The sequence below is a fragment of the Streptomyces hainanensis genome, from assembly GCF_004348415.1.
Taxonomy (GTDB): domain Bacteria; phylum Actinomycetota; class Actinomycetes; order Streptomycetales; family Streptomycetaceae; genus Streptomyces; species Streptomyces hainanensis.
Window position 1 is genome coordinate 1 of the sequence record NZ_SMKI01000040.1, and the last position, 25,966, is coordinate 25,966.

Below are 25,966 nucleotides of genomic sequence, written 5' to 3' on the forward strand. Positions count from 1 at the left end.
GGGCCGGCCTCCCCGCCGGCCCGGCGGCTCACCGGCCCTCGGTCAGCGGCCGCCGTGCCACGGCTCCGTGTCCTCGTCCAGCTGCTCCCCCTCGGCCGCCAGGGCCTCCCTGACCACCCGGAGGGCCGTGCCCTCCGGATACCCCTTGCGGGCCAGCATCCCCACCAGCCGCCGCATCCGCCGGTCCCGGTCGAGGCCTCGGGTGGCCCGCAGGCGCCGCTCCACCAACGCCCGCGCCGTCTCCTCCTCCCGCTCGGCGTCCAGCCCGCCGATCGCCTCGTCGATCGAGGCCGTGGCCACCCCCTTGGTGCGCAACTCCCTTGCCAGGGCGCGCCGGGCGAGGCCACGCCCGTGGTGCCGCGACTCCACCCAGGCCGCGGCGAAGGCGGCGTCGTCGATCAGCCCGACCTCCTCGAACCGGTCGAGGACCGCAGCCGACACCTCCTCGGGGATCTCCCGCTCGCGGAGCGCGTCGGCCAGCTCCCGACGCGTCCGCGGCGTCCCGGTGAGCAGCCGCAGGCAGATGGCCCGCGCCCGCTCCTCCGGGCTTCTCGGAGGGTGCGGTGGCCCTGCCCCGGCCCTCGACGCGGCAGGGCCACCGCCGTCTTCATGTCCCGCGTGCTCCGGCCACTCGCTGCGCCGGGTCACCGTCAGCTCTTGGCGGCAGCGGCGGCGGTGGCGGGCTTGGCCTTGGTGGCCTTGGCCGGCGCGGGCGGCGTGACCGAGGCCGCCGCGGCAGCGGCGGCCGGCGCCGCGGCGGCGCCCGAGGCGTCCTTGCCCGGCTCGCCGGCCGGGGCCTCGGTCTTGGGCCCGATGCCCAGCTTCTCCTTGATCTTCTTCTCGATCTCGTTGGCCAGATCGGGGTTGTCCCGCAGGAAGCTCCGCGCGTTCTCCTTGCCCTGGCCCAGCTGGTCGCCCTCGTAGGTGTACCAGGCGCCGGACTTGCGGACGAAGCCGTGCTCCACACCCATGTCGATCAGGCCGCCCTCGCGGCTGATGCCAGTGCCGTAGAGGATGTCGAACTCGGCCTGCTTGAAGGGCGGGGCGACCTTGTTCTTGACGACCTTGACCCGGGTGCGGTTGCCCACCGCGTCGGTGCCGTCCTTCATCGTCTCGATGCGGCGGATGTCGAGCCGCACCGAGGCGTAGAACTTGAGCGCCCGGCCACCCGTGGTCGTCTCCGGCGAGCCGAACATCACACCGACCTTCTCGCGGAGCTGGTTGATGAAGATGGCCGTGGTCTTCGACTGGTGGAGCGCGCCGGTGATCTTCCGCAGGGCCTGGCTCATCAGCCGGGCCTGGAGGCCGACGTGCGAGTCGCCCATCTCGCCCTCGATCTCGGCGCGCGGCACCAGGGCCGCGACCGAGTCGATGACAATCAGGTCGAGGGCGCCCGAGCGGATCAGCATGTCGACGATCTCGAGCGCCTGTTCGCCGTTGTCCGGCTGGGAGAGGATCAGCTGGTCCACGTCCACCCCGAGCCTCTTGGCGTACTCGGGGTCGAGCGCGTGCTCGGCGTCCACGAAGGCGACCGTGCCGCCGGCGCGTTGGGCGTTCGCCACCGCGTGCAGCGTCAGGGTCGTCTTGCCTGAGGACTCGGGGCCGAACACCTCGACCACCCGGCCGCGCGGCAGCCCGCCGACGCCGAGGGCCACGTCGAGTGCCGTGGAGCCGGTGGGGATGACCTCGATCGGCTCGTTCGGCCGCTCGCCGAGACGCATCACGGCGCCTTTGCCGAACTGCCTTTCAATCTGCGCGAGTGCGGCGTCCAACGCCTTCTCGCGGTCCGTACCTGCCATGGGTGCCACCCGGTCCGTCTGATTCGATCGCTTCACATCAACGGACGCTAGCGCCCGCCACTGACAATCGAGGACCGGGGCGCCGTTCCGCACCCCCATAAGAATGGCTGTTCGATTTTCGTGTCAAGCATCTGGCCCGGCCTGTGGATAACCGAGAAAACGCCTGGTCAGGGCCATCACCGCAGGTGCGGGGGCACGTCCATGGCCTCGCAGACGGCTCGCCAGACCTCCTTGGTGCTCCAGCCGGCGGCCAGCGCCTCGTTCACCGTACGCCCGCCGAGCTCCGACATCACGTGGTCCCGGGCGAAGGAGTCCGCGTACGCCGGACCGAACTGCGCCGCCATCCGCTGCCAGAAGTCAGTCAACCGCATGCCCCCAGTATCCCGTCCCCGCCGGTTCACCCTCCGAGCGCTCTGCCCCCCGCCGTGACCGCCACCGCCACGGCCACCACCAGCAGGAACGGCGCCCGCAGCAGCAGCGCGAGGCCGGCCGCCGCGAGACCGGCCGCCCGGGCGTCCAACGTCGGCGAGCCGGACCCGTCGTCCACCGTCTGCAGGGCGGTGAGGGCGGCCAGCAGGGCCACCGGCAGCAGCGCCACCAGCCGCAGCACCAGCGGGCGTTCGAGCGCCGCGGTCGGCACCGTGAGGCCGACCAGCTTCACCAGGTAACAGCCGGCCGCCGTCACCGCGATGGCGATCCACGTCGTCACGCCGCGCCCTCCTCGCGACGGCCGGGCACCAGCAGCGCGAGCGGCGCGGCCGCCGCGGCCACCAGCACCGGAACGCCGGCCGGCAGCAGCGGCAGGGCGCCGAGCGCCAGCAGCACCGCGCCGATCGCCACCGCTCGTTCGATGGGCGAGCGCAGCATGGGCGCGAGCAGGGCGAGGAAGACCGCCGGGCCGGCGGCGTCGAGCCCCCAGGTGGCGGGGTCGCCCAACGCCTCGGCGCCCAGCGCGCCGAGCAGCGTGGTCAGGTTCCAGCAGAGATAGAGCGAGGCCCCGGTGACCGCGAAGCCGATCCGGGCCAGTCGCCGGTCCGGCTGGGCGAGGGCCACGGCCGAGGTCTCGTCGATGACCCACTGGGCGGCGAGCGGGCGCAGCCACCGCGGCGGCCCGAGCAGGGTGGAGAGCCGCAGCCCGTAGAGGGCGTTGCGCAGGCCGAGGAAGAGCGCGCCGGCCGCCGCCGGCACCGGGCCGCCGCCCCCGGCCAGTGCGCTGACCAGCGCGAACTGGGAGGCGCCGGTGAAGACGAGGAGGCTGAGCACGCAGGCCTGCGGCACGCTCAGACCGTTGGACGCGGCGGTCACGCCGAAGGCGAATCCGGACAGGCCGACGGCGCAGCCCACGCCCAGCGCGTCGCGCACCGTGGCCCGCGTCGCGTTCGGTTCCGGGCGCGCGGTGGCGCCCGTCATGGTGTTTTCGATCACCTGGGCACGGTAAGTGACAGCTTTCCACGCGGTCTTGTACGTTCTTGCACCGCTGGCCGGCCGTCGGCTCAGGCCCCGGGCAGCCGTTCCCGCCGGTAGGCGCCGGGTGACACCCCGACGGTCCTGGTGAAGTGCCGGTGCAGGTGGGACTGGTCCGTGAAGCCGACCGCCACCGCGGCGTCCGCCGGCCTGAGTCCGGCGTCCAGCAGCGCGCGGGCCCGGTGCACCCGGGCGTCGGTGAGCCAGGCGTGTGGCGGCAGGCCGTAGCGTGCCCGGAAGGCGCGCAGCAGGGCGAAGGGGCCGACATCGAGCTCGGCGGCCAGCCGCGCCAGGGTCGGCGGATCAGTCATCCGGTCCGCCAACACCTCCCTGGCGCGCTCCGCCTGCCGCGCGCCGGCATCGCGCACCTCGCGCCGCTGCCGCGCCCCACCCGCCCGGGTGAGGAGCCGCGCGACCACCAGCCGCAGCAGGCTGTCGGCGGCCAGCGCGTCGCCCTCGTCCGCCGCCCGCAGCACCCGGGAGACCAGCCGCACGGCCGCCGGATCCACCAGTACGACGTCGCGGAACCCGGCCGCGCCGCGCGACCCCGACGTCTCGGCGGCGATCCCGTCCACCAGCTCGGCCGTGGGGTAGAGCGCGCCGTAGGTCCACCCGTCCGGCACCCCCGCCTGGCCCGTGTGCGGCGTGTCCGGGTTGATCAGCGCCAGCCCGCCGGCACTCGCCCGCTCGACGGTGCCCTTGTGGTGGAACGCCTCCACACCCCGGGTGATGGCCGCGATGACGAAGGTCTCGTGGGTGTGCCGGATGAAGGTCCGGCGCACGTAGCGGGCGCGCAGCAGGTCGACCCCCGGCAGCTCCGGGTGCCGCCAGTGCCTGGCCCGCTCCGGCCGCTGTTCCTCTTCCACCCGCACCCCGCCATTCTCCGCCCGCCGCGCCAGCTCCGCCGGGGCCTGTCAGTGCCGGGTGTCACGATGAGGTGCATGAACGGACATTCGGCCCCCACCCCCGACACCGCGCTCGACGGGTTCTCGCCCGCCACCCGGGCGTGGTTCACCGGGGCCTTCCACGCGCCGACGGCCGCGCAGGTGGGGGCGTGGCAGGCGATCGCGGAGGAGTCGGACGCCCTGGTGGTCGCGCCGACGGGCTCGGGCAAGACCCTGGCCGCCTTCCTCGCCTCGCTCGACCGGTTGGCCGCCACGCCCCCGCCGGCCGAGCCGCTGAAGCGCTGCCGGGTGCTGTACGTCTCGCCGCTCAAGGCGCTCGCCGTCGACGTGGAGCGGAATCTGCGCAGCCCGCTCACCGGCATCCGGCAGGAGTCGGTCCGTCTCGGGCTCCCCGAGCCGGACATCCGCGTCGCCATCCGCACCGGTGACACCCCGGCCGCCGACCGCCGTGCCCTGGCCCGCCGGCCGCCGGACATCCTGATCACCACGCCCGAGTCGCTGTTCCTCATGCTCACCTCGGCCAGCCGCGAGGCGCTGGCAGGCGTCGAGACCGTGATCCTCGACGAGGTGCACGCCGTCGCCGGCACCAAGCGCGGCGCCCATCTGGCCCTCTCCCTGGAACGGCTCGACGTGCTGCTGCCCAGGCCGGCCAGGCGGATCGGGCTCTCGGCCACGGTCCGCCCGGTCGACGAGGTGGCCAGGTTCCTGTCCCCGCAGCGCAGGAGCCGGATCGTCCAGCCGCCGTCCGGCAAGGAGTTCCGGCTGTCCGTGGTGGTGCCCGTCGCCGACCTGGGCGAGCTCGGCGGCTCCCCCGTGCCGGACACGCCGGGCCAGGGCGGCCCCGGGCAGGGGGGCGGGCCCTCCATCTGGCCCTCGGTCGAGGAACGCATCGTCGACCTGGTGGTCGCCCACCGGTCCACCATCGTCTTCGCCAACTCCCGGCGCCTCGCCGAGCGGCTGTGCAACCGGATGAACGAGATCGCCCACGAGCGCGCCACCGGGGAGCCGCTGCCCGAGGAGCACTCCCCCGCCGCGCTGATGGGCGGCTCGGGGGCGGCCAAGGGCGCCCCCGCGATGCTGGCCAGGGCGCACCACGGCTCGGTCTCCAAGGAGCAGCGGGCCCTGATCGAGGAGGACCTGAAGGCCGGCCGGCTGCCGGCCGTGGTCGCCACCTCGAGCCTCGAGCTCGGCATCGACATGGGCTCCGTCGACCTGGTGATCCAGGTCGAGTCCCCGCCCTCGGTAGCCTCCGGGCTCCAACGCGTGGGCCGGGCCGGGCACCAGGTCGGCGCGGTATCGGCGGGCGTGGTCTTCCCCAAGTACCGGGGCGATCTGGTGCAGTCCGCGGTGGTCACCGAGCGGATGCGGGCCGGCGCCATCGAGGCGCTGCGCGTCCCCGCCAATCCGCTGGACGTGCTGGCCCAGCAGCTGGTCGCGATGACCGCGATGGACACCTGGGACGTGGACGAACTGCTGGCGCTGGTGCGGCGGGCCGCGCCGTTCTCCGCGCTGCCCGAGTCCGCGTACCACGCCGTGCTGGACATGCTGGCCGGGCGCTATCCGTCCGACGCCTTCGCCGAGTTGCGGCCCCGGCTCGTCTGGGACCGGGTGGCGCACACCGTCGTCGGCCGCCCCGGCGCGCAGCGGCTGGCCGTCACCTCGGGCGGCACCATCCCGGACCGCGGTCTGTTCGGCGTCTTCCTGGCCGGCGCCGACCCGCGCCGGGGCGGCGGTCGGGTCGGCGAGCTGGACGAGGAGATGGTGTACGAGTCCCGGGTCGGCGACGTCTTCACCCTGGGCACCACCTCGTGGCGCATCGAGGACATCACCCGCGACCGGGTGCTCGTCACGCCCGCCCCCGGTGTGCCGGGCCGGCTGCCCTTCTGGAAGGGCGACCAGCTCGGCCGCCCGCTCGAACTCGGCCGGGCGATCGGCGCGTTCCTCCGGGAGCTCGGCGGCCTGACGCCGGAGGCCGCCCAAGAGCGGCTCGCCGCCGCCGGCCTTGACCCCTGGGCCGTCGACAACCTGCTGGCCTATCTCGCCGAGCAGCGCGAGGCGTGCGGCCACGTGCCGGACGACCGCACCATCGTGGTCGAGCGCTTCAGGGACGAGCTGGGCGACTGGCGGATCGTGGTGCACTCGCCGTTCGGCGCCCAGGTGCACGCCCCCTGGGCGCTGGCACTCGGCGCCCGGTTGACGGAGCGCTTCGGCCTGGACGCCCAGGTGCTGCACGCGGACGACGGCATCGTGCTGCGGCTGCCGGACGCCGACCCGCTGACCGCGGGCGGCCTCGATCCCGAGGGGCCGGCCTCCGGCCCGCTGGACGCCGCGTTCGACGACGGCCGGGCTCCGGTCGGCGCGGGCGACGTGCTGTTCGAGGCGAACGAGGTCGACGACCTCGTCACCGAGCAGGTCGGCGGCTCGGCCCTGTTCGCCGCCAGGTTCCGCGAGTGCGCGGCCCGGGCGCTGCTGCTGCCCAGGCGGGATCCCGGCCGGCGCACCCCGCTGTGGCAGCAGCGTCAACGAGCGGCCCAACTGCTGTCCGTGGCATCCGAGTTCGGATCCTTCCCGATCGTGCTCGAAGCGGTCCGCGAGTGCCTGCAGGACGTGTTCGACGTGCCCGGGCTCGCCCAGCTGATGGGTGACGTCCAGGCCCGCCGGGTCCGGCTCGTCGAGGTCACCACCCAGGAGCCCTCGCCCTTCGCCCGTTCCCTGCTCTTCGGCTACGTCGCCCAGTACCTCTACGAGGGCGACTCACCGCTCGCCGAGCGCCGCGCCGCCGCCCTCTCCCTCGACTCGCGGCTGCTCGCCGAGCTGCTGGGCCGCGCCGAGCTGCGGGAGCTTCTCGACCCCGAGGTGCTCGCCGGCCTCGAGGCCGAGCTCGGCTGGCTGACCGAGGAACGCCGGATCACCGGTGTCGAGGGCGTCGCCGACCTGCTGCGGGTGCTCGGCCCGCTCACGGACGCCGAGCTGGCCGCCCGCGGTGCGCGCCCCGGGTGGGCGGCGGAGCTGGCGGCCGCCCGTCGGGCGCTGCGGGTGCGCGTCGCGGGCGAGGAGCACTGGGCCGCCATCGAGGACGCCGGCCGCCTGCGGGACGCGCTGGGCGCCGCGCTGCCCGTCGGGGTGCCGGAGGCCTTCACCGAGCCGGTGGCGGATCCGCTGGGCGACCTGCTGTCCCGCTACGCCCGCACCCACGGCCCGTTCACCTCGGCCGACGCCGCCGCCCGGTTCGGCCTCGGCACGGCCGTCGCGGACGGCGCGCTGCACCGGCTGGCCGCGGGCGGCCGGCTGGTGCAGGGAGAGTTCCGGCCGGGCGGAGCCGGCCAGGAGTGGTGCGAGCCCGGCGTCCTGCGGCGCCTGCGCCGCCGTTCGCTGGCCGCCCTGCGGCAGGAGGTCGAGCCGGTGCCGCCGGCCGCCCTGGCGGCCTTCCTGCCCCGCTGGCAGCACCTCGCGGGGCAGGGCGGCGCGGGCGAGCTCCGCGGCCTCGACGGTCTGGTGCGGGCCGTGGAGCAGCTGCAGGGCGCCGCCGTGCCCGCGTCGGCCCTGGAGCGGCTGGTGCTGCCCTTCCGGGTCAGGGGATACACGGCGCCACTGCTCGACGAGCTGACGGCCTCGGGCGAGGTGGTGTGGGCGGGCGCCGGAGCGTTGCCCGGCAAGGACGGCTGGGTCTCGCTCTACACGGCGGACGCGGCGCCGCTCCTGCTGCCGGCCCCGCTGCCGCTGGAGACGACCCCGGTGCACCGCGCCGTCCTCGACGCGCTGGCCGGCGGCTACGGCCTGTTCTTCCGGCAGATCGCCGAGCAGGTGCGGGCGGCGGGCGAGGAGGCGTCGGACGCGGCGCTCGCCGAGGCCGTCTGGGACCTGGCCTGGTCGGGTCGGCTCACCAACGACACCGTCGGCCCGCTCCGGTCGCTGCTGGGCTCGGGCCGCACCGCGGGCGCCACCGCCCACCGGGCGCGCCGGGCCACGCCCCGCGGCCGCTACGGCGCGCTGGCCGTCGGCACGGGCCAGGCCCGGCGCCCCACGGCGTCCCGCGGCGGGCCGCCCACCGTCTCCGGGCGCTGGTCGCTGCTCCCACCCCGGGAGCCGGATCCGACGCTGCGGGCCCACGCCCTGGCCCGCACCCTGCTCGACCGGCACGGGGTGGTCACGCGCGGCGCGGTCGCGGCCGAGGGGGTGGCGGGTGGCTTCGCGGCCACCTACCGGGTGCTCTCCGCCTTCGAGGAGAGCGGCCAGGCCCGGCGCGGCTACGTGGTGGAGGGTCTCGGCGCCGCCCAGTTCGCGATGGACGGCGCGGTGGACCGGCTGCGCGCCATCGGCGCGGCGGCCTCGGTGCCTGGCCCCACCACCGGAGTCCCGGCCGCCGGCGGCCCGCGGGCCCTGGTGCTGGCGGCCGCCGACCCGGCGAACGCCTACGGTGCCGCGCTCCCCTGGCCCGAGCCGCCGTCGGGCGCCGGCCACAAGCCGGGGCGCAAGGCGGGGGCGCTGGTCGTGCTGGTGGCGGGCGAACTGGTGCTCTATCTGGAGCGCGGCGGGCGGACGCTGCTCGCCTGGGCGCCCGAGGGCCCGCCCGAGGCGGTGGAGGAGTCGCTCCGGCCGGCCGCCGAGGCACTGACGGCGGCGGCCCGCGAGGGCGCCCTGGGCACGCTCACGGTGGAACGGGTCAACGGCTCCCCCGTGCTGGGAGACCAGCTGTGGGTTCGGCTCCTGGAGGCCGCGGGCTTCCACGCGACACCGCGCGGCCTGCGGCTGCGGCCCTAGCGCGGGCCTGGCCGGCGCACCGGCCCGGTGCGGCGGGCCGGAACAGGTCGGTCAGGCGGCGACGACGTCCACGGCCTCGGCCGGGGACTTGATCGTGACCCGATCGTCGGGCCGGTGCGTCACGGAGGTGACCCGCACCGGGTTGAGCATGGGACGCTCGGCCAGACTCGGGCCGGCGGGCATCCCGAGGGACTGCACCGTGTCACTCGCGGCGGACTGGGCCAGCTCGGCGAGCGCCAGCTCGTCGCTGACCTCCCGCATCAGCTCCGACATCCGCAGGTCCAGCGCGTCGCAGATGGCGGCCAGCAGCTCCGAGGAAGCTTCCTTCTGCCCGCGCTCCACCTCGGAGAGGTATCCGAGGGAGACTCGGGCGGAGGAGGACACTTCGCGCAGGGTGCGGCCCTGATGTTGGCGCTGCCGACGCAGCACGTCACCCAGCAGGCGACGGAGCAGAATCATCGGTGGCTCCCTCCTCGGACCGTTGGCCTCGCTTGCTTCATGCCCCACCGTACCGCCTCGGACTCCCACCGCGCGGGGAGCGATGTCTTGTTCACTCAGGGCTGCAAACATCCATCGTCTCCGTTCTGTTCCGTATCCTGTGCCGCCCGCGGGCCACGGTGCCCGTGATGAACCAGCTCATTCCGCAGCAGGATGAGCACCGCTCGGACGCTCTCCGCCCGGACCGCCGCCCTGTCCCCGCGCAGCATGAGCCGCTGGGCCACGACTCCCCCGGATCCGGGTGCCGAAACCGCCACGAAGACCGTGCCCACCGGGTGCCCGTCCTGCGGCTCGGGCCCGGCCACCCCCGTCGTCGCCACTCCCCAGCCCGCGCCGAGCAGCTCCCGCACCCCGGTGGCCAGCTGCCTGGCCACCTCCGCGTCGACGGCTCCCCGCTCCGCGAGCAGTTCTCCGTCGACGCCGAGCACCTCCCGCTTGACCGCCGTCGCGTAGGCCGTCACCGAACCGACGAAGGCTTTCGACGCTCCGGGCACCGTGGTCAGCGCCGCCGCCACGAGACCGCCGGTCAGCGATTCGGCGACCGCCACCGTCTCCCCCCGCCGGGTCAGCAGCCCCAGCACCTGCTCCGCGATCGCCGGCTCGGGAGCCCCGCGGTCACCGCCCACCGGCGCGCTCCCTCGCGAGCCCGGCGCGGCGCAACACGACCGCCTGCCGCACGTAGTCCAGGCCGGTGACCACGGTCAACGCCACGGCGGCCGCCATCGCCCACCACCGGAGGGTGGCCAGCGGCCCGGTCAGCGCCAGGATGTACATGCCGACCGCCACCCCCTGGGCCAGCGTCTTGAGCTTGCCGCCCCGGCTGGCCGGGATGACCCCGTGCCTGATCACCCAGAAGCGCAGGCCCGTGATCCCCAGCTCGCGCACGAGGATCACCACGGTCACCCACCAGGGCAGGTCGGACAGCAGCGAGAGGCAGATCAGCGCCGCGCCCATGATCGCCTTGTCCGCGATCGGGTCGGCGATCTTGCCGAAGTCGGTGACGAGGTTGTGCCGCCTGGCCAGCTCGCCGTCGAAGAGGTCGGTGATCATGGCCACCGTGAAGGCGGCCCAGGCCAGCGAGCGCCAGGCCGGGTCGTGCCCGCCGTCGGCCAGCATGAGCAGCACGAAGCCCGGCACGAGCAGCAGCCGCACCATGGTGAGCACGTTGGCGATGTTCCACAGGTCGGCGGACGACTCCCCCGAGGATCCGCCGGCGGCTCCTGGGCCGTGGCGGGAGTCGGCCGCGTGTCCCTCACCGGCGGCCGAGGCCGGCCCGTCCGTCATCTTCCGCCCCCCGCGGCGGTGCCGACGACCGCCGGCAGCGCCACGGCGACGAGGTCCACACCCTCCGCGGCCACGATCTCGGCGTCCACGAAGCCCCCGACCGGGGGGACGAGCGCGCCCGTGTCCGGCGCGGTGACCAGGATCTGGCCGTCGGTCTCGGGGGCCTGGTGCTCGCCGCGGCCCACGGCGACCACGTCGCCCTCGACGCCGTCCTCCGGCTCCAGCGACTCGACCAGCACCCGGGTCCGCTCGCCCACCCGTTCCTCGGCCCGCTGCCCGATCAGCTCCTCGGCCAGCTGGGTGACGCGGGCCAGCCGCTCGGCGACCACCTCGGCCGGGTTCTTGTCGGCGTAGCCGGCCGCCTCGGTGCCGTCCTCGTCGGAGTAGCCGAAGACGCCGATGGCGTCGAGTCTGGCCGCGGTGAGGAAGCGTTCCAGCTCGGCGACGTCGGCCTCGGTCTCGCCGGGGAAGCCGACGATGAAGTTGGACCTGACGCCCGCCAGCGGGGCCTTGCCGCGGATGGTGTCGAGCAGGTCGAGGAAGCGCTCGGTGTCGCCGAAGCGCCGCATGGCGCGGAGCACTTGGGGCGCCGAGTGCTGGAACGACAGGTCGAAGTAGGGCACGACCTTGTCCGTGCCCGTGAGCACGTCGATCAGTCCCGGACGCATCTCGGCCGGCTGGAGGTAGCTCACCCGGACCCGCTCGATGCCGTCCACGGCGGCCAGTTCGGGCAGCAACGTCTCCAACAGCCGGATGTCCCCGAGGTCCTTGCCGTAGGAGGTGTTGTTCTCGGAGACCAGCATGATCTCCCTGACCCCCTGCTCGCCGAGCCAGCGGACCTCCGCCAGCACGTCGGCGGGCCGCCGCGAGACGAACGAGCCGCGGAAGGACGGGATGGCGCAGAAGGTGCACCGCCGGTCGCAGCCCGAGGCGAGCTTCACGGACGCCACCGGGCCGCCGCCGAGCCGCCTCCGGAGCGGGGCCCGCGGCCCCGACGCGGGTGCGACCCCGGCCGGCAGGTCGGTGATGGCGGCCGCGCCGTGCCCGGGCAGCGCGACGTCGGCACCCTGCCGGTCGGCGGGGCTGATCGGCAGCAGCTTGCGCCGGTCGCGCGGGACGTGCGGGGCGTGCACCCCGCCGGAGAGGATGGTGCGCAGCCGCTCGGAGATGTCGGCGTAGTCGTCGAAGCCGAGGACGGCGTCGGCCTCGGGCAGGGCGTCGGCCAGCTCCTTGCCGTACCGTTCCGCCATGCAGCCGACGGCCACCACCGCGCGGGTGCCGCCGGTGCCCTCGCCGGCCGCCGACTTGAGCTCGCTCGCCTCGAGGAGGGCGTCGACGGAGTCCTTCTTGGCGGCCTCCACGAAGCCGCAGGTGTTGACGACGGCCACCTCGGCGTCCGCGGCGTCGTCCACCAGCTCCCAGCCGTCCGCGGCCAGGCGCCCGGCCAGCTCTTCCGAGTCCACCTCATTACGGGCGCAACCAAGGGTGACCAGGGCGACGGTGCGGCGTTCGGGCATGGGGTCAGCCTACTTCGTCCCGACGACGCCGCCTCTCGGGGCCGGGCGTCACGCGCCCGGGCCCGGGCCCGACGGCGGTCACCCCTCCTCGGGGTCGCCCGGGGTGTAGCTCAGGCGCTGGACCTGGCCCATCTCGAAGTCGGTGTCGATGTCCTTGCCGTTCACCCGCAGCGCGACGGCTCCGGCGTTGCCCAGCACCAGGTCGATCTGGTCGTCGTCGGTGAAGATCTGGGAGTCGCCCTCCTCGAGGACGCCCTCGAAGATCAGTTCACCGTTGCCGTTTTTGGCGGAGACCCAGCTCGAACCGTCCTCCACGGTGGCCTGGATGGTGACCTTGTCGGCCGGCACGGCGGCCACCGCGCTCTCCGAGGGATCGGGCTCGTCCTCGGGGGCCGCCTCCTCCTGCTGGCCGTCGCCGGGCCGCGGCTCGTCCTCGGGCGACGCGCCGGGCGTGGAGGCGCGCTCGGCCACCGCGCCCGGGTCCGCCTCGTCGCCCCCGCTGAAGAAGGTGAAGCCGACGAACCCGATCACGGCCACGATCGCGGCCACCATGGCGGCCGTCCAGTTGGGGCGCCGCGGCTCGGGCCGGATCCGCTCCGCCTCGAACAAAGGTCCGGACGAGAGGGTGGGTGCGGGCTGCTCGCCCTGCTGCGCGTTGTAGAGCGCCATCACCTCGGCCGGATCCAGGCCCACCGCTCGGGCAATCGTGCGAACGTGCCCGCGCGCGTAGACGTCCCCACCGCAGCGCGAGAAGTCGTCCTGCTCGATCGCCTGGACGATGGGGATACGCACACGCGTGGCGGCGCTGACCTGGTCGACGGTCAACTTCGCGTCGATGCGCGCCTGTTGGAGGGTTCGACCGACGGTAGGCCGGTCCTTGGCTGAGAGGTTGCCATGGGACACGGGGGCGCCTTTCGAGCGTGAAGCCACGTGCTGTGCATATAAGTCTAGGGGCGTGGCGAAGGGAACAGGCAACCGGGCCGACCCCATTCGTGGGCCAACAGGATGGTCCTCCTGTCGCCACCTAGCCTGGAGTCTCCCCCCGGATCAGCGCCAGCACGCCATCCAGTTCGTCGGGCTTGACGAGCACGTCCCTGGCCTTGGAACCCTCGCTCGGGCCCACCACGCCCCGGGACTCCATCAGGTCCATCAGGCGCCCCGCCTTGGCGAAGCCCACCCGCAGCTTCCGCTGGAGCATCGAGGTCGAGCCGAACTGGGTGGAGACCACCAGCTCCGCCGCCTGGCAGAGCAGGTCGAGGTCGTCGCCGATCTCCTCGTCGATCTCCCGCTTCCTGCCCGAGGCCACGGTCACGTCGTCCCGGAAGACCGGCGCCATCTGCGCCTTGCAGTGCGCGACGGTCGCCGCCACCTCCTCCTCGGTGACGAACGCGCCCTGCATCCGGACGGGCTTGTTCGCCCCCATCGGCAGGAACAGGCCGTCGCCCTTGCCGATGAGCTTCTCGGCGCCCGCCTGGTCGAGGATGACCCGGCTGTCGGCCAGCGAGGAGGTGGCGAACGCCAGCCGCGACGGCACGTTGGCCTTGATCAGGCCGGTGACCACGTCCACGCTCGGCCGCTGGGTGGCCAGCACCAGATGGATGCCGGCGGCCCGCGCGAGCTGCGTGATCCGCACGATCGCGTCCTCCACGTCGCGCGGCGCCACCATCATCAGGTCGGCCAGCTCGTCCACGATGACCAGCAGATAGGGATACGGCGCCAGCTCGCGCTCGCTGCCCGCCGGCGCCGTCACCTTGCCGGCCCGGACGGCCGCGTTGAAGTCGTCGATGTGCCGGTAGCCGAAGGCCGCCAGGTCGTCGTAGCGCAGGTCCATCTCCCGCACCACCCACTGCAGCGCCTCGGCGGCCCGCTTGGGGTTGGTGATGATCGGGGTGACCAGGTGCGGGATGCCCTCGTAGGCGGTCAACTCCACGCGCTTGGGGTCGACGAGCACCAGCCGCACGTCCTCCGGGGTCGCCCGCATCATCACCGAGGTGATCAGGCAGTTGACGCAGGACGACTTGCCCGAGCCGGTGGCGCCGGCCACCAGCAGGTGCGGCATCTTGGCCAGGTTGGCCGTCACGTAGCCGCCCTCGACGTCCTTGCCGAGGGCGACGAGCAGCGGATGGTCCTCCTCGGCCGCGGCGGCGGTGCGCAACACGTCGCCCAGGTTGACCATCTCGCGGTCGCTGTTGGGGATCTCGATGCCCACGGCCGACTTGCCGGGGATCGGGCTGATGATGCGGACGTCCGGACTGGCCACCGCGTACGCGATGTTCCTGGCCAGCGCGGTGATCTTCTCGACCTTCACCGCGGGCCCCAGCTCGACCTCGTACCGGGTGACGGTCGGGCCGCGGGTGAACCCGGTGACCCGGGCGTCCACCTTGAACTCGGTGAACACCGTGGTCAGCGCCTCCACCACGACGTCGTTGGCGGCGCTACGGCTACGGCCGGGACCGCCCCTGTGCAGGAGTTCGAGCGAGGGCAGGGAGTAGGTGATGTCCCCGGAGAGCTGGAGCTGTTCGGCACGCGGCGGCAGCGACTCGGTCGGTTCTGGCGCGCTCTTGGTCAGGTCGGGGACGGCGCCCCCGCCCGCCGGGCTCTCCCGCTCCTCGGCCCGGTCCTCGTCCTGCTCCGCACGCCCCCTGCCGGCGCCCCGCGTGCCGGCGGAGACGCGGCTGCTGAGGTCCGCCACGAGCGGCGAGGGCTGCACCCCGTGGAGCACCGCGCCGTCCAGCGAGGCGGCCGCGGCGGCCGCCACGTCGACCGGATCGGCCCCCTCGGTCGACCGGCCACCGGACCGCCGGGAGGGCCGCGAGGGCCGCGAGGGCCGCCGCCGGGATTCGAGCGCGGTGCGCTCGGCCCGCTCCTGCTCGTCCACGTCGGGCGCCACGACGCCCCGGGCGCCCGGCCGCTCGTCGTCGTCCCAGTAGCGGTCGGGGGCGAAGCCGCCGTCGGCGAGCCGCTCGTGCACCGGTTCCTCGACCGCCAGCAGCCCGAGCCGGGTGGCGCTCTCCCGCAGCCTCCTCGGGATCGCGTTCACGGGCGTCGCGGTGACCACGAGGAGCCCGAACACCGTCAGCAGCACCAGCAGCGCCACGGCCAGCGGCTCGCCCATGGCCAGGATCAGCGGCCGGGAGGCGACCAGGCCGAGCTGCCCGCCGGCGTTGCGCACGGCCAGCTCGCCCTCGCTGGCGCCCGGCGCCCCGGCGGCGATGTGCACCAGGCCGAGCACGCCGAGCAGCAGCGCGCTGAGCCCGATCACGATCCGCCCGTTGGCCTCCTCCTTCTCCGGATGCCGGATCAGCCGCACGGCGATGTATCCGAGGACCAGCGGGAAGACCAGGTCGAGCCGGCCCAGGGCGCCCGTGACCAGCATGGTGACCAGCTCGCCGACCGGCCCGCGCAGGTTCGACCAGGTGCCCGCCGCGATCACCAGTGTCAGGCCGAGCAGCAGCAGCGCGAGACCGTCCTTGCGGTGCGCCGGGTCCAGCCCCTTGGCGCCCCGGCCGACGCCGCGCAGCAGCGCGCCGACGGGATGCGCGATACCGAGCCAGACACCGCGCAGCACTCGCAGCACGATGTTCCGGGACGGCGGCGCGGGCGGCTTGGCCGCCGCCTTCCTGGCCGGCGGCTTCCTGGCCGCGGCCTTCTTCGCCGGCGCCTTCCTGGCCGGCGCCGACTTCCTGGCCGCTCCCCCGCCGCTCTGCCCGGCGCGCGCGTTCTGGGGACCCTTGCCGGACGTACGTGAGGCCATGAGGGTGAGGTTACCCGGGTCTCACCCCGGGAGCACGGACCCCATGCCTCGCTGAGGCACCGTCAACCGGCCGGGGTCAGGGGTCGATCCGCTCGGCCCCGCCTGACCCCGGCTGGAGGGCGTCGAGCGCCCGGCGCAACCCGGCGAGCTTCCGCTCCAGGTGGGCGGCCGTGGAGACGGCGGCGCCACCGCCGGACTCGGCAAGCTCCTTGGACAGCACCTCGGCCTGCTCCTCCACCGCGGCCAGCCGGGCCGAGAGCTCGGGCAGCAACCCGCCGGAGCCCCGCTCCGTGTCCGCCGGCGCCTGCCCACCGTCCAACTCGCGCCGCAACAGCGCCGCCTGCTCGCGCAGCTGGACGTTCTTCATGTGCAGCTCGACGAAGACCGAGACCTTGGCGCGGAGCACCCAGGGATCGAACGGCTTCGAGATGTAGTCCACCGCGCCCGCCGCGTAGCCGCGGAACGTGTGGTGCGGGCCATGGTTGATGGCCGTGAGAAAGATGATGGGGATGTCACGCGTGCGCTCACGCCGCTTGATGTGTGCCGCGGTCTCGAAGCCGTCCATCCCTGGCATCTGGACGTCCAGCAGGATCACCGCGAAGTCCTCTGTGAGCAGCGCCTTGAGCGCTTCCTCCCCTGACGATGCCCGGACCAGTGTCTGATCGAGCGCCGAGAGAATCGCCTCGAGCGCCAGCAGATTCTCGGGCCGGTCATCGACCAGAAGGATCTTGGCCTTCTGCACCATGGCCCGTCCTCCTCGCCCCTGCGACGCCGCCGAGCGCCGCCATTGTGGACGGCACCCTCACGCCGCCCGGTCCTGTGCCGGACATGTTGGCATCCACGCCGGCAATGGTGCCAGCGAGCCCGGCCCGCCACGCAACCGCACACGGTGGCTTCCGGAGGCTCTCGCGTCCTTGCGAGAAGCCGAAACTCCTCCGGCCAACCCCCGCTTCACCAGGAATCCCTCTGTCCGCACGACCTCCGGCCAGAAACGCAAGGCGCCCAGTGATCAGCGCATTGCGCTGCGTCACGATACCACGCACATCCGAGAGCGGCGAACCCGTCCGCACACGCCTGGCCACAGCCGCTCCCGCCACGCTCATCCTCAAAACGCCCGCCGGCGGCGGGGAGTTCCCCCGCCACGCCGGGCCGGGGATCAGGCCGGCCCCTCCATCCACTCGCTCATCACGCCCAACAGGTGGTCCGTGTCGACGGGCTTGGTGACATGGGCCGACGCCCCGGCCTCCATGCTCTTCTCCTCGTCGCCCTTCATCGCCTTGGCCGTCAGCGCGATGATCGGCAGCCCCGAGAACTGCGGCATCCGCCGGATCGCGGCCGTCGTCGCGTAGCCGTCCATCTCCGGCATCATGATGTCCATCAGCACCAACACGATGTCCTCGTTGGACTCCAGGACCTCGATGCCCTCCCGGCCGTTCTCCGCGTACAGCACCCGGAGACCGTTCTGCTCCAACACGCTGGTCAGCGCGAACACGTTGCGCACGTCGTCGTCGACGATCAGCACCTTCCGGCCACGGAAGTCCCGGTAGACGCGGCGTCGAACCGACTCCTCGGCCCTCGACTCGGCCGGCGCGGCCTGGCGTTCCCGCCGCTCGGTGGCCAGCGAGCCGTTCTCCGCGAACCGCTCCCGGTGCCGCCGCGTCAGCGACTCGGCCGCCCGCTCCGCCGCCATCGACGCCTTCCGGCTCTCCCGCTCCCGGTCCGCCGCCGTCCCGAAGACGGCACCGCCGGCGGCCGCGTCGGACTGGCCGGCCGCCGAACCGTCCTCGGCGGCCTCCTCGGCCACGGGGCCCGCCTCCTGCGCCTCATCGGCCGGCTCGACGCGCGGCGCCTCGACCGCCAGCGTGCCCGACGTCAGCTGCCCGTAGCCGGGCGGCGGCAGCTCGGTCGGCTGCAACGGCAGGAAGAGGGTGAACGTCGAACCACGGCCCGGCTCGCTCGCCGCGTGGATCTCCCCGCCGAGCAACCGCGCGAACTCCCGGCTGATCGACAGGCCGAGACCCGTGCCGCCGTACTTCCGACTCGTCGTCCCGTCGGCCTGCTTGAACGCCTCGAAGATCACCCGCATCTTGCTCGCCGCGATGCCGATCCCGGTGTCCGAGACGGCGAACGCCACCAGCGGCGCGTCCGCCGTCAACACCGAGCCGTTCTCCAGCATCTGCTGCCGGATCTCGTCCGGCACCTCGCCGCCCGCCGGCCGGATCACCAGCTCCACCGAGCCCGAGTCCGTGAACTTCACCGCGTTCGACAGCAGGTTCCGCAGCACCTGGAGCAGCCGCTGCTCGTCCGTGTGCAGGGTGGCCGGCAGCTCCGGCGACACGCGCACCGAGAACTCCAGGTTCTTCTCCGCCGTCAACGGCCGGAACGACGCCTCGATGTAGTCCACCAGCTGCACCAGGGCGATCCGGCTCGGACTCACGTCCATCTTGCCGGCCTCGACCTTCGACAGGTCGAGGATGTCGTTGATCAGCTGCAACAGGTCGGAACCGGCGCCGTGGATCGTCTCCGCGAACTCCACCTGCTTCGGCGACAGGTTGGTCTCCGCGTTGTCCGCGAGCAGCTTCGCCAGGATCAGTAGCGAGTTCAGCGGCGTCCGCAGCTCGTGCGACATGTTCGCCAGGAACTCGGACTTGTACCGCATCGAGACGGCCAGCTGCTCGGCACGCTCCTGCAGCCCGCGCCTGGCCTCCTCGATCTCCGAGTTCTTCACCTCGATCCGGCGGTTGGTCTGCGCCAGCAGATCCGCCTTCTCGCGCAGCTCCGCGTTCCGCTCCTGGAGTTCCTTCCGCTGCTCCTCCAGCTCGCCGGTCTGCTCCTGGAGCCGCTCCGCCAGCTCCTGCGACTGCTTCAGCAGCATCTCCGTCCGCGTGTTCACGCTGATCGTGTTGACGCTGGTCGCGATCATCTCGGCCATCTGCTCGAGGAAGTCGCGTTCGATCTGCGTGAACGGCTTGAACGACGCCAACTCGAGCACGCCGAGCACCCGGTCGCTGAACTGCACCGGAAGCACCACGCCGTGCACCGGCGGCGCCTCACCGAGCCCCGAGGAGATCTTCAGGTACCCCTCGGGGGTCGGCCCGAAGAGGATCATCCGGCGCTCCTCGGCCGCCGTCCCCACCAGCGACTCACCCGGCCGGAACGACATGCCGTGGGCGCCCGCCGCGTAACCGTAGGAGCCGATCATCCGCAGCTCGTACACGCCGTCCTCGGCCGGACCCGCCACCACCTCCAGGTCACCGTCGGCCGGCACCGAGAGGAAGAACGCGCCGTGCTGCGCCGTGACCGTCGGCACCAGCTCGCTCATGATCAGGCTGGCCACGTCCTTCAGGTCGCGCCTGCCCTGCATCAGCGCCGAGATCCGCGCCAGGTTGCCCTTGAGCCAGTCCTGTTCCTTCGTCTTCAGCGTGGTGTCGCGCAGGTCGGTGACCATCCGGTTGATGTTCTCCTGCACCACCAGGATCTCGCCGGCCGCGTCCGTGTCGATCCGCACGCTGTGGTCGCCCCTGGTCACGAAGGTCGCCACCCGGGCGATGCCCCGCACCTGGCGGGTCAGGTTTCCCGCCATCTCGTTCACCGAGTCCGTCAGGTCCTTCCAGGTGCCCGCCACGCCCGGCACCAGCGCCTGACCGCCCAACTGCCCCTCGATGCCCACGTCCCTGGCCACCTTGGTGACCTGCTCCGCGAAGAGCGACAGCTGGTCGACCATGGTGTTCAGGGTCTCCTTGAGATCCAGGATCTCCCCACGCGCGTCGATGTCGATCTTCTTGCTCAGATCGCCCTGCGCGATGGCCGTCGTGACCATCGTGATGTTCCGGACCTGGCCCGTCAGGTTGGACGCCATCTCGTTGACGGAGTCGGTCAGATCCCGCCAGGTGCCGGACACCCCCGGCACCTCGGCCTGGCCTCCGAGCCGACCGTCGGTGCCCACCTCGCGGGCCACCCGCGTCACCTCGGCAGCGAACGACGACAGCTGGTCCACCATCCGGTTGACCGTGTCCGCGAGCTGCGCGACCTCGCCGCTCGCCTCCACCGTGACCTTCTTGGTCAGCTCACCGTCGGCCACCGCCATCGCGACCTCGGAGATGTTCCGCACCTGGCTGGTGAGGTTCGCCGCCATCAGGTTCACGTTGTCGGTCAGGTCCTTCCACGTGCCCGAGACACCCCGGACCTGTGCCTGACCGCCGAGCCGGCCCTCGGTACCCACCTCGCGGGCCACCCGGGTCACCTGGTCCGCGAACGACGACAACTGGTCGACCATGGTGTTCACGGTGTTCACCAGGACCAGGATCTCGCCCTGCGCGTCCACGGTGATCTTCCTGGTCAGGTCGCCCTCGGCCACCGCGGTCGTCACGTCGGCGATCTGCCGCACCTGAAGCGTCAGGTTGTTGGCCATGCCGTTGACGGACTGGGTGAGGTCCTTCCAGGTGCCGGCCACGCCGTCCACCTTCGCCTGGCCGCCGAGCCGCCCCTCCGTGCCCACCTCGCGGGCCACCCTGGTGACCTGCTCGGCGAAGGACGACAGCTGGTCCACCATCGTGTTGAGGGTGTCCTTCAGCTCCAGGATCTCGCCCTTGGCGTCCACCGTGATCTTCTGCGACAGGTCACCGCGCGCCACCGCCGTCGCGACCTGGGCGATGGCCCGCACCTGGTCGGTGAGGTTGGACGCCATGCCGTTCACCGAGTCCGTCAGCGCCCGCCAGGTGCCGGCCACTCCGGACACCTGTGCCTGACCGCCGAGCCGCCCGTCGGTACCCACCTCGCGGGCCACCCGGGTCACCTGCTCCGCGAACGAGGACAGCTGGTCCACCATCGTGTTCACGGTGTTCTTGAGCTCGAGGATCTCACCGCGCGCGTCGACGTCGATCTTCTGCGACAGGTCGCCCCGCGCCACGGCCGTGGTCACCTGCGCGATGTTCCGCACCTGACGGGTCAGGTTCGAGGCCATCTCGTTCACCGAGTCGGTGAGCGCCTTCCACGTGCCGGAGACGCCCTCGACCTGCGCCTGGCCGCCCAGCCGGCCCTCGATGCCCACCTCGGTGGACACCCGCGTCACCTGGTCGGCGAACGACGACAGCTGGTCGACCATCCGGTTCACGGTGCTCTTCAGCTCCAGCATCTCGCCGGACACGTCGACCGTGACCTTCTGCGAGAGGTCGCCGTTGGCCACCGCCGTCGTCACCTGCGCGATGTTCCGCACCTGCTCCGTCAGGTTGCGGAACGCGGTGTTCACCGAGTCGGTCAGGTCCTTCCAGGCCCCGGCCACCCCGAGCACCGACGCCTGGCCGCCCAGCACGCCCTCGTCACCGATCTCCCGCGCCACCCTGGTGACCTGGGACTGGAACGAGGACAGCTGGTCCACCGTCCGGTTGACGGTGTTCTTCAACTCCAGCATCTCGCCACGGACGTCGACGGTCACCTTGCGCGACAGGTCGCCGTTGGCCACCGCCGAGGTGACCTGCGCGATGTCCCGCACCTGCGCCGTGAGGTTCCGGAACGCCGTGTTGACCGAGTCCGTCAGGTCCTTCCAGGTGCCCGCGACGCCCTGCACCCGCGCCTGACCGCCCAGCGCGCCCTCGGTGCCGATCTCGGTCGCCGTCCTGGTGACCTCGTCGGCGAACGCCCGCAGCGTCTCGGTCATGTCGTTGATGGTGTCCGCGAGCTGCGCGAACTCGCCGCGCGCCCGCACCGTGATCCGCTGCGTCAGATCGCCGTTGGCCACCGCGGTCGTCACATGGGCGATCTCCCGCACCTGCGCGGTGAGGTTCGAGGCCATCGTGTTCACGGAGTCGGTGAGGTCCTTCCAGACCCCGTCCACCCCGTCGACCTTCGCCTGCCCCCCGAACACACCCTCGGTGCCCACCTCGCGGGCGACCCGGGTCACCTCCGACTGGAACGACGAGAGCTGGTCCACCATGCCGTTCACGGTGTCCTTCAGCTCCTGCATCTCCCCGGCCACGTGCACGGTCACCTTGCGGGACAGGTCACCGTTGGCCACCGCCTTGGTCACCTGGGTGATGTCGCGCAGCTGCGCCGTCAGCCGAAGCGCCATGGTGTTGACGGACTTCGTGAGCTCCATCCAGGGGCCGAACATGCCGCGTTCCTCGGCCTGGCTGTCCAGCTTGCCCTCGGTGCCGACCTCCCGCGCGACCCGCGTGACCTCGTCGTGGAACGCGGAAAGCTGGTCGACCAGGCCGTTGACCGTCCGGTTCACCTTCAGGAACTCGCCGCGCAACGGCCGCGTGGTGCCGGCCCGCTCGCCCGGCACCCGCAGCTCCATCCGCTGCCGCAGGTCGCCGTCCTCCACCGCGGAGAGCACCCGACCCACCTCGGACAGCGGCCCGGCCAGGTCCTCGACCAGGCCGTTCACATCGTCGATGGCCTTGCCCCAGGCGCCCTCGCAGACGCCCGTCTCGAGCCGTTCGGTCAGCCGACCCTCCCGGCCCACCAACCGCCGGACGCCGGCCAGCTCGCCGGTGACGTGCAGCCCCCGGTCCGCCACCTCGTTGTACACGGCGGCGATCTCGGCCATCGGACCCTCGCCCGTGACCGTCAGCCGCTTCCGCAGGTTGCCGTCCCGCATCGCCTCGAGTGCCGAGAGCAGTCGGTTCAGGGCGACGGCGTCCACTTCCACCGTTCCGCTGCCCCTCGACCTCCTCGTACGCGCACGCGTACCAGCGCGCGCCGCTGCTCCCTCAGACACCACTGTGTCCCTCCCGCAGGATCGAACCGTTCCGCCCGGGCTTTCGCGTCGGACCATCCCAGTGTTTCACTCTCGACCGACCGGGCGATAACAGTTCGGCAGCATCCCATAGCACTGTTTTCCCGGTCCGGGGGAAATCATCGGATGCGCCGTCCGCGATGGCCGCCAACGTCAGTAACCTGGCTTCCGGTCTGTCATGCGGCGGCGGGCCAGCAGAATGACAGAGCCTTCTTTGGGGGAGTGACGTGATCACCGCGCGAGCTGCGGCCACCTTCGAGCCGGTAGGACGCTCGGTCGCGACCGCGCGGGGCTTCGTCAGGGACACCCTCCAGGGCTGGGGCATGGCCGACCTCATCGAGGACGCCGTGGTGCTCACCAGCGAGCTGGTCACCAACGCCGTGGTGCACGCCGGCACGGCGGCCGAGGTCCGCTGTCTGCGCGACGACGACGGCGTCCGCGTCGAGGTCGTGGACCGCCACCCCGAACGCGAGCTCCCGATGGCCGAGGTATCCCGCGGCCAGCTCGACCTCAACAGCGAGGGCGGCCGCGGGCTGCTGCTGTGCGCCGCGCTCGCCGCCCGCTGGGGCGTCGACTACACGCCGGCCGAGAAGTGCGTGTGGTTCCGCCTGGACCAGCAGGTGCTCCCCGTCGGCACCCGCTCCGCCGGCCCGGTGCTCCCCGACGAGGCGCTGCCGGTCAGCGAGACCAGGGTCCGGGTCGCCGTCGTCCAGGTCGACCGCGCCGACACCATCACCGTCTGGAACGAGGACGCCGCCGAACTCTTCGGCTACCGCGCCGAGCAGGTCGTCGGCAAGCCGCTCGGCGACCTCGCCGCCTGGCCCCAGACCCCCGGCACCGGCACCGGCATCGCCGAGGCCCTGGCGCTCTCCCGCTGGGAGGGCAGCTACGGCCTCCGCGACTCCGAGGGCCGCACCGTCCCCGTCTACGCCTGCCATCTCCGGGTCCGCGACGCCAAGGGCGACCCGTCGACCGTCTGCCTCATCGTCCGCGACCAGGAACGCGCCATCCTGCAGAGCCCCGTCAGGCTGCCCCTGCAGGCCGGCGGCGAGGGTGCCGACCGCGGCCTCGGCGACCCGCTGGACGCCCTGATCGGCTCCCCGCCGCCCGACGACCTCGACGGGCTCCTCCAACGCACCGTGGAGCGCGCCAGGGACATGCTGGACGGCGACGCCGCGTTCCTGCTGCTCGCCACCGACGACGAGACCGAGCTCGAGGTGCGCGCCACCACGGGCCTGCCGTCCGCCCGCCAGCGCTTCGCCCGCGTCCCGGTCGAGACCGGGAGCGGCCGCTACGGCTCGGCCCGCATGCCGTCGGTCCACGAGGACCTGGCGTCCGCCCCCGGCGCCGTGCCGCTGCTCTCCGGCACCGGGATGCACGCGGTGGTCACGGTGCCGCTCAAGGTCGAGGGCCGGCTCACCGGTTCACTCGGCGTCGCCTCGGAGACGCCCGGCCGGTACAGCAACGAGGAGGCCCTGCGCCTCCAGTTCGCCGCCGACCGGATCGCCCTGGCCGTGGAGTCGGCCCGGCTCACCGAGTTGGAACGGCTGCGCCGCGGCTCGCTCGCCTTCCTGGTCGAGGCGTCGGAGCTGTTGGCCGGCACACTGGACCGGAACCAGACCCTGGCCCTGATGGCCCAGATGACCGTCCCGACGCTGGCCACCTGGTGCGCCGTCTACACCGTGCCGGAGCCGGGCTCCGAGCCGGTGCTCTCCTACGTGCTGCACGAGGACGAGGACCGCATCGACGGCATCAAGGCGCTCCTGGAGCGGGTCGAGCCGCCGGACCCCGACATCTCGCTCGGTGTCCGCCCCTGGCAGGCCCCCTCGGACGCGGCGCGCAACACCGCGCTCCGCAGCTCGCTGCGCAGCCTCGCCCTCGGCCGGCTCCCCTCGGAGCCGCAGGCGCCGGGCATCAGCCTGAGCACCGCGGCGGCCGTGGGCGGCGAAACGGTGCTGCTGCCGCTGATCGCCCGCAACCGGGTCATCGGTCTGCTGGCGCTCGGCAAGCCCACCGACGAGCGGTTCCGCCAGGACATCCTGGAGCTCGCCGAGGACCTCTCCCGCCGAGCCGCGCTCGCGTTGGACAACGCCCGGCTCTACAGCGAGCGCACCGCCATCAGCCAGTCCCTGCAACGCAGCCTGCTGCCACCCGAGTTGCCGAAGATCGACGGCGTCGACGTGGAGGTCATCTACCGGGCGGCCGGCGAAGGCAACGAGGTGGGCGGCGACTTCTACGACGTCTTCCCAATCCGGGAGGGCGCCTACGGCTTCGCCATCGGCGACGTCTGCGGCACCGGCCCGCTGGCGGCCTCGGTCACCGGGCTGGCCCGGCACGCGCTGCGCCTGCTGGCCCGCGAGGGGCTCGGCGGCCCCGCGGTGCTGGAGAGGCTCAACACGGCGATTCTCGAGGAGGGCCCGCGGGGCCGTTTCCTGACGCTGCTCTACGGCGAGATGTGGCCCCAACCCGAGGGCGGCGCGCTCCTCAAGATGGTCTGTGCCGGCCACCCGCTGCCCCTCCGCCTCACGCCGAACGGCCGCGTGGAGCCGGCCGCCAGCCCGCAGCCGCTGCTCGGTGTGATGGACGATCTGGAGCTCTACGAGCAGAACATCATGCTCAACCCGGGCGACGTCCTGCTGTGCGTCACGGACGGCGTCACCGAACGGCGCGAGGGCACCCGGATGTTGGGGGACGACGGCCTGGCCGACGTGTTCGGGTCGTGCACCGGACTCACGGCGGGCGCGGTCGCCGCCCGGGTGCTGCGCGCGGTGGAGCGCTTCGCGCCCAACCCGCCCTCGGACGACATGGCGATCCTGACCCTGCGGATCCCGGAATAGCGAAAGGCCCCCGCCGGAATGGCGGGGGCCTTTCGAAAAGCCGATAACGCAAAGCTGTGGAGCCCCAAAACGGAATCGAACCGTTGACCTTCTCCTTACCATGGAGACGCTCTGCCGACTGAGCTATTGGGGCAATATGTCCGGCGGCGACCTACTCTCCCACACGGTCCCCCATGCAGTACCATCGGCGCTGGCAGGCTTAGCTTCCGGGTTCGGAATGTAACCGGGCGTTTCCCTACCGCCATGACCACCGGAACCCTTAGAGGGCACACCAGTCGATCAAAATTTCACAGTGGACGCGAGCATCTATGGACAAGCCCTCGGCCTATTAGTACCGGTCAACTCCACCGCTCACACGGCTTCCATCTCCGGCCTATCAACCCTGTCGTCTACAGGGAGCCTTACCCCATC

Annotated in this window: 15 protein-coding genes, 1 tRNA gene, 2 rRNA genes and 1 pseudogene; 2 read left to right on the plus strand and 17 right to left on the minus strand. The window is 72.8% G+C overall.

The genetic code is table 11. The features are described from left to right. Positions 1 to 42: 42 nt before the first annotated feature. From recX to E1283_RS05865, 6 genes and pseudogenes are all read right to left on the minus strand, one after another. Positions 43 to 759 (minus strand): annotated as a pseudogene (gene recX, locus E1283_RS05840) (recombination regulator RecX); the annotation flags it as partial. Next, entirely contained in the window at positions 651 to 1,799 is a 1,149-nt protein-coding gene (gene recA, locus E1283_RS05845) for a recombinase RecA (RefSeq protein ID WP_132816801.1), read from the minus strand. The gene recA and the pseudogene recX, both read right to left, overlap by 109 nt. A 176-nt stretch (positions 1,800 to 1,975) precedes the next feature. Then, entirely contained in the window at positions 1,976 to 2,170 is a 195-nt protein-coding gene (locus E1283_RS05850) for a DUF3046 domain-containing protein (RefSeq protein ID WP_132816802.1), read from the minus strand. A gap of 26 nt (positions 2,171 to 2,196) precedes the next feature. Continuing rightward, complete coding sequence (locus E1283_RS05855; protein WP_132816803.1) at positions 2,197 to 2,508, minus strand: AzlD domain-containing protein; 312 nt, start codon at positions 2,506 to 2,508, stop codon at positions 2,197 to 2,199. Next, positions 2,505 to 3,209, minus strand: a complete 705-nt coding sequence (locus tag E1283_RS05860; RefSeq protein ID WP_132816813.1) for an AzlC family ABC transporter permease — start codon at positions 3,207 to 3,209, stop codon at positions 2,505 to 2,507. Before E1283_RS05860 ends, E1283_RS05855 begins: the two co-directional genes overlap by 4 nt. Positions 3,210 to 3,292: 83 nt before the next feature. Beyond that, complete coding sequence (locus E1283_RS05865) at positions 3,293 to 4,135, minus strand: AraC family transcriptional regulator (RefSeq protein WP_243744622.1); 843 nt, start codon at positions 4,133 to 4,135, stop codon at positions 3,293 to 3,295. Positions 4,136 to 4,204: 69 nt separating this feature from the next. On the opposite strand from E1283_RS05865, the gene E1283_RS05870 reads away from it, so the two are divergent. After that, positions 4,205 to 8,929 (plus strand): ATP-dependent helicase, encoded by a 4,725-nt coding sequence (locus tag E1283_RS05870; RefSeq protein ID WP_132816804.1) that lies wholly within the window; start codon positions 4,205 to 4,207, stop codon positions 8,927 to 8,929. Positions 8,930 to 8,980: 51 nt separating this feature from the next. Here E1283_RS05870 and E1283_RS05875 read toward each other — a convergent pair whose 3' ends face one another. The 8 genes from E1283_RS05875 to E1283_RS05910 all read right to left on the minus strand — a co-directional run bounded on the left by E1283_RS05875 (position 8,981) and on the right by E1283_RS05910 (position 22,700). Then, entirely contained in the window at positions 8,981 to 9,388 is a 408-nt protein-coding gene (locus tag E1283_RS05875) for a helix-turn-helix domain-containing protein (RefSeq protein WP_132816805.1), read from the minus strand. A gap of 95 nt (positions 9,389 to 9,483) precedes the next feature. Beyond that, positions 9,484 to 10,053, minus strand: coding sequence for a CinA family protein (locus E1283_RS05880; protein ID WP_243744623.1), 570 nt, complete (start codon positions 10,051 to 10,053; stop codon positions 9,484 to 9,486). Then, entirely contained in the window at positions 10,043 to 10,711 is a 669-nt protein-coding gene (gene pgsA, locus E1283_RS05885) for a CDP-diacylglycerol--glycerol-3-phosphate 3-phosphatidyltransferase (RefSeq protein ID WP_132816806.1), read from the minus strand. The genes E1283_RS05880 and pgsA overlap by 11 nt, the downstream gene beginning before the upstream one ends. Then, positions 10,708 to 12,228 (minus strand): 30S ribosomal protein S12 methylthiotransferase RimO, encoded by a 1,521-nt coding sequence (gene rimO / locus E1283_RS05890; protein WP_132816807.1) that lies wholly within the window; start codon positions 12,226 to 12,228, stop codon positions 10,708 to 10,710. The genes pgsA and rimO overlap by 4 nt, the downstream gene beginning before the upstream one ends. A 78-nt stretch (positions 12,229 to 12,306) precedes the next feature. Continuing rightward, complete coding sequence (locus E1283_RS05895) at positions 12,307 to 13,131, minus strand: helix-turn-helix domain-containing protein (RefSeq protein ID WP_243744624.1); 825 nt, start codon at positions 13,129 to 13,131, stop codon at positions 12,307 to 12,309. 121 nt (positions 13,132 to 13,252) lie between these two features. After that, positions 13,253 to 15,982, minus strand: coding sequence for a DNA translocase FtsK (locus E1283_RS05900; RefSeq protein WP_132816809.1), 2,730 nt, complete (start codon positions 15,980 to 15,982; stop codon positions 13,253 to 13,255). A gap of 76 nt (positions 15,983 to 16,058) precedes the next feature. Next, complete coding sequence (locus E1283_RS05905) at positions 16,059 to 16,727, minus strand: response regulator (protein ID WP_132816810.1); 669 nt, start codon at positions 16,725 to 16,727, stop codon at positions 16,059 to 16,061. A 411-nt stretch (positions 16,728 to 17,138) separates the two neighbouring features. Beyond that, positions 17,139 to 22,700 (minus strand): HAMP domain-containing protein, encoded by a 5,562-nt coding sequence (locus E1283_RS05910; RefSeq protein WP_243744625.1) that lies wholly within the window; start codon positions 22,698 to 22,700, stop codon positions 17,139 to 17,141. A 245-nt stretch (positions 22,701 to 22,945) separates the two neighbouring features. Between E1283_RS05910 and E1283_RS05915 the strand changes: the two genes are divergently transcribed. Then, positions 22,946 to 25,555, plus strand: coding sequence for a SpoIIE family protein phosphatase (locus E1283_RS05915; RefSeq protein WP_132816812.1), 2,610 nt, complete (start codon positions 22,946 to 22,948; stop codon positions 25,553 to 25,555). Between the two features lie 57 nt (positions 25,556 to 25,612). Here E1283_RS05915 and E1283_RS05920 read toward each other — a convergent pair. The 3 genes from E1283_RS05920 to E1283_RS05930 all read right to left on the minus strand — a co-directional run. After that, positions 25,613 to 25,688, minus strand: a tRNA-Thr gene (locus tag E1283_RS05920). A gap of 5 nt (positions 25,689 to 25,693) precedes the next feature. Continuing rightward, positions 25,694 to 25,810 (minus strand): 5S ribosomal RNA (gene rrf, locus E1283_RS05925). A gap of 53 nt (positions 25,811 to 25,863) precedes the next feature. After that, positions 25,864 to 25,966, minus strand: a 23S ribosomal RNA gene (locus E1283_RS05930); the annotation flags it as partial.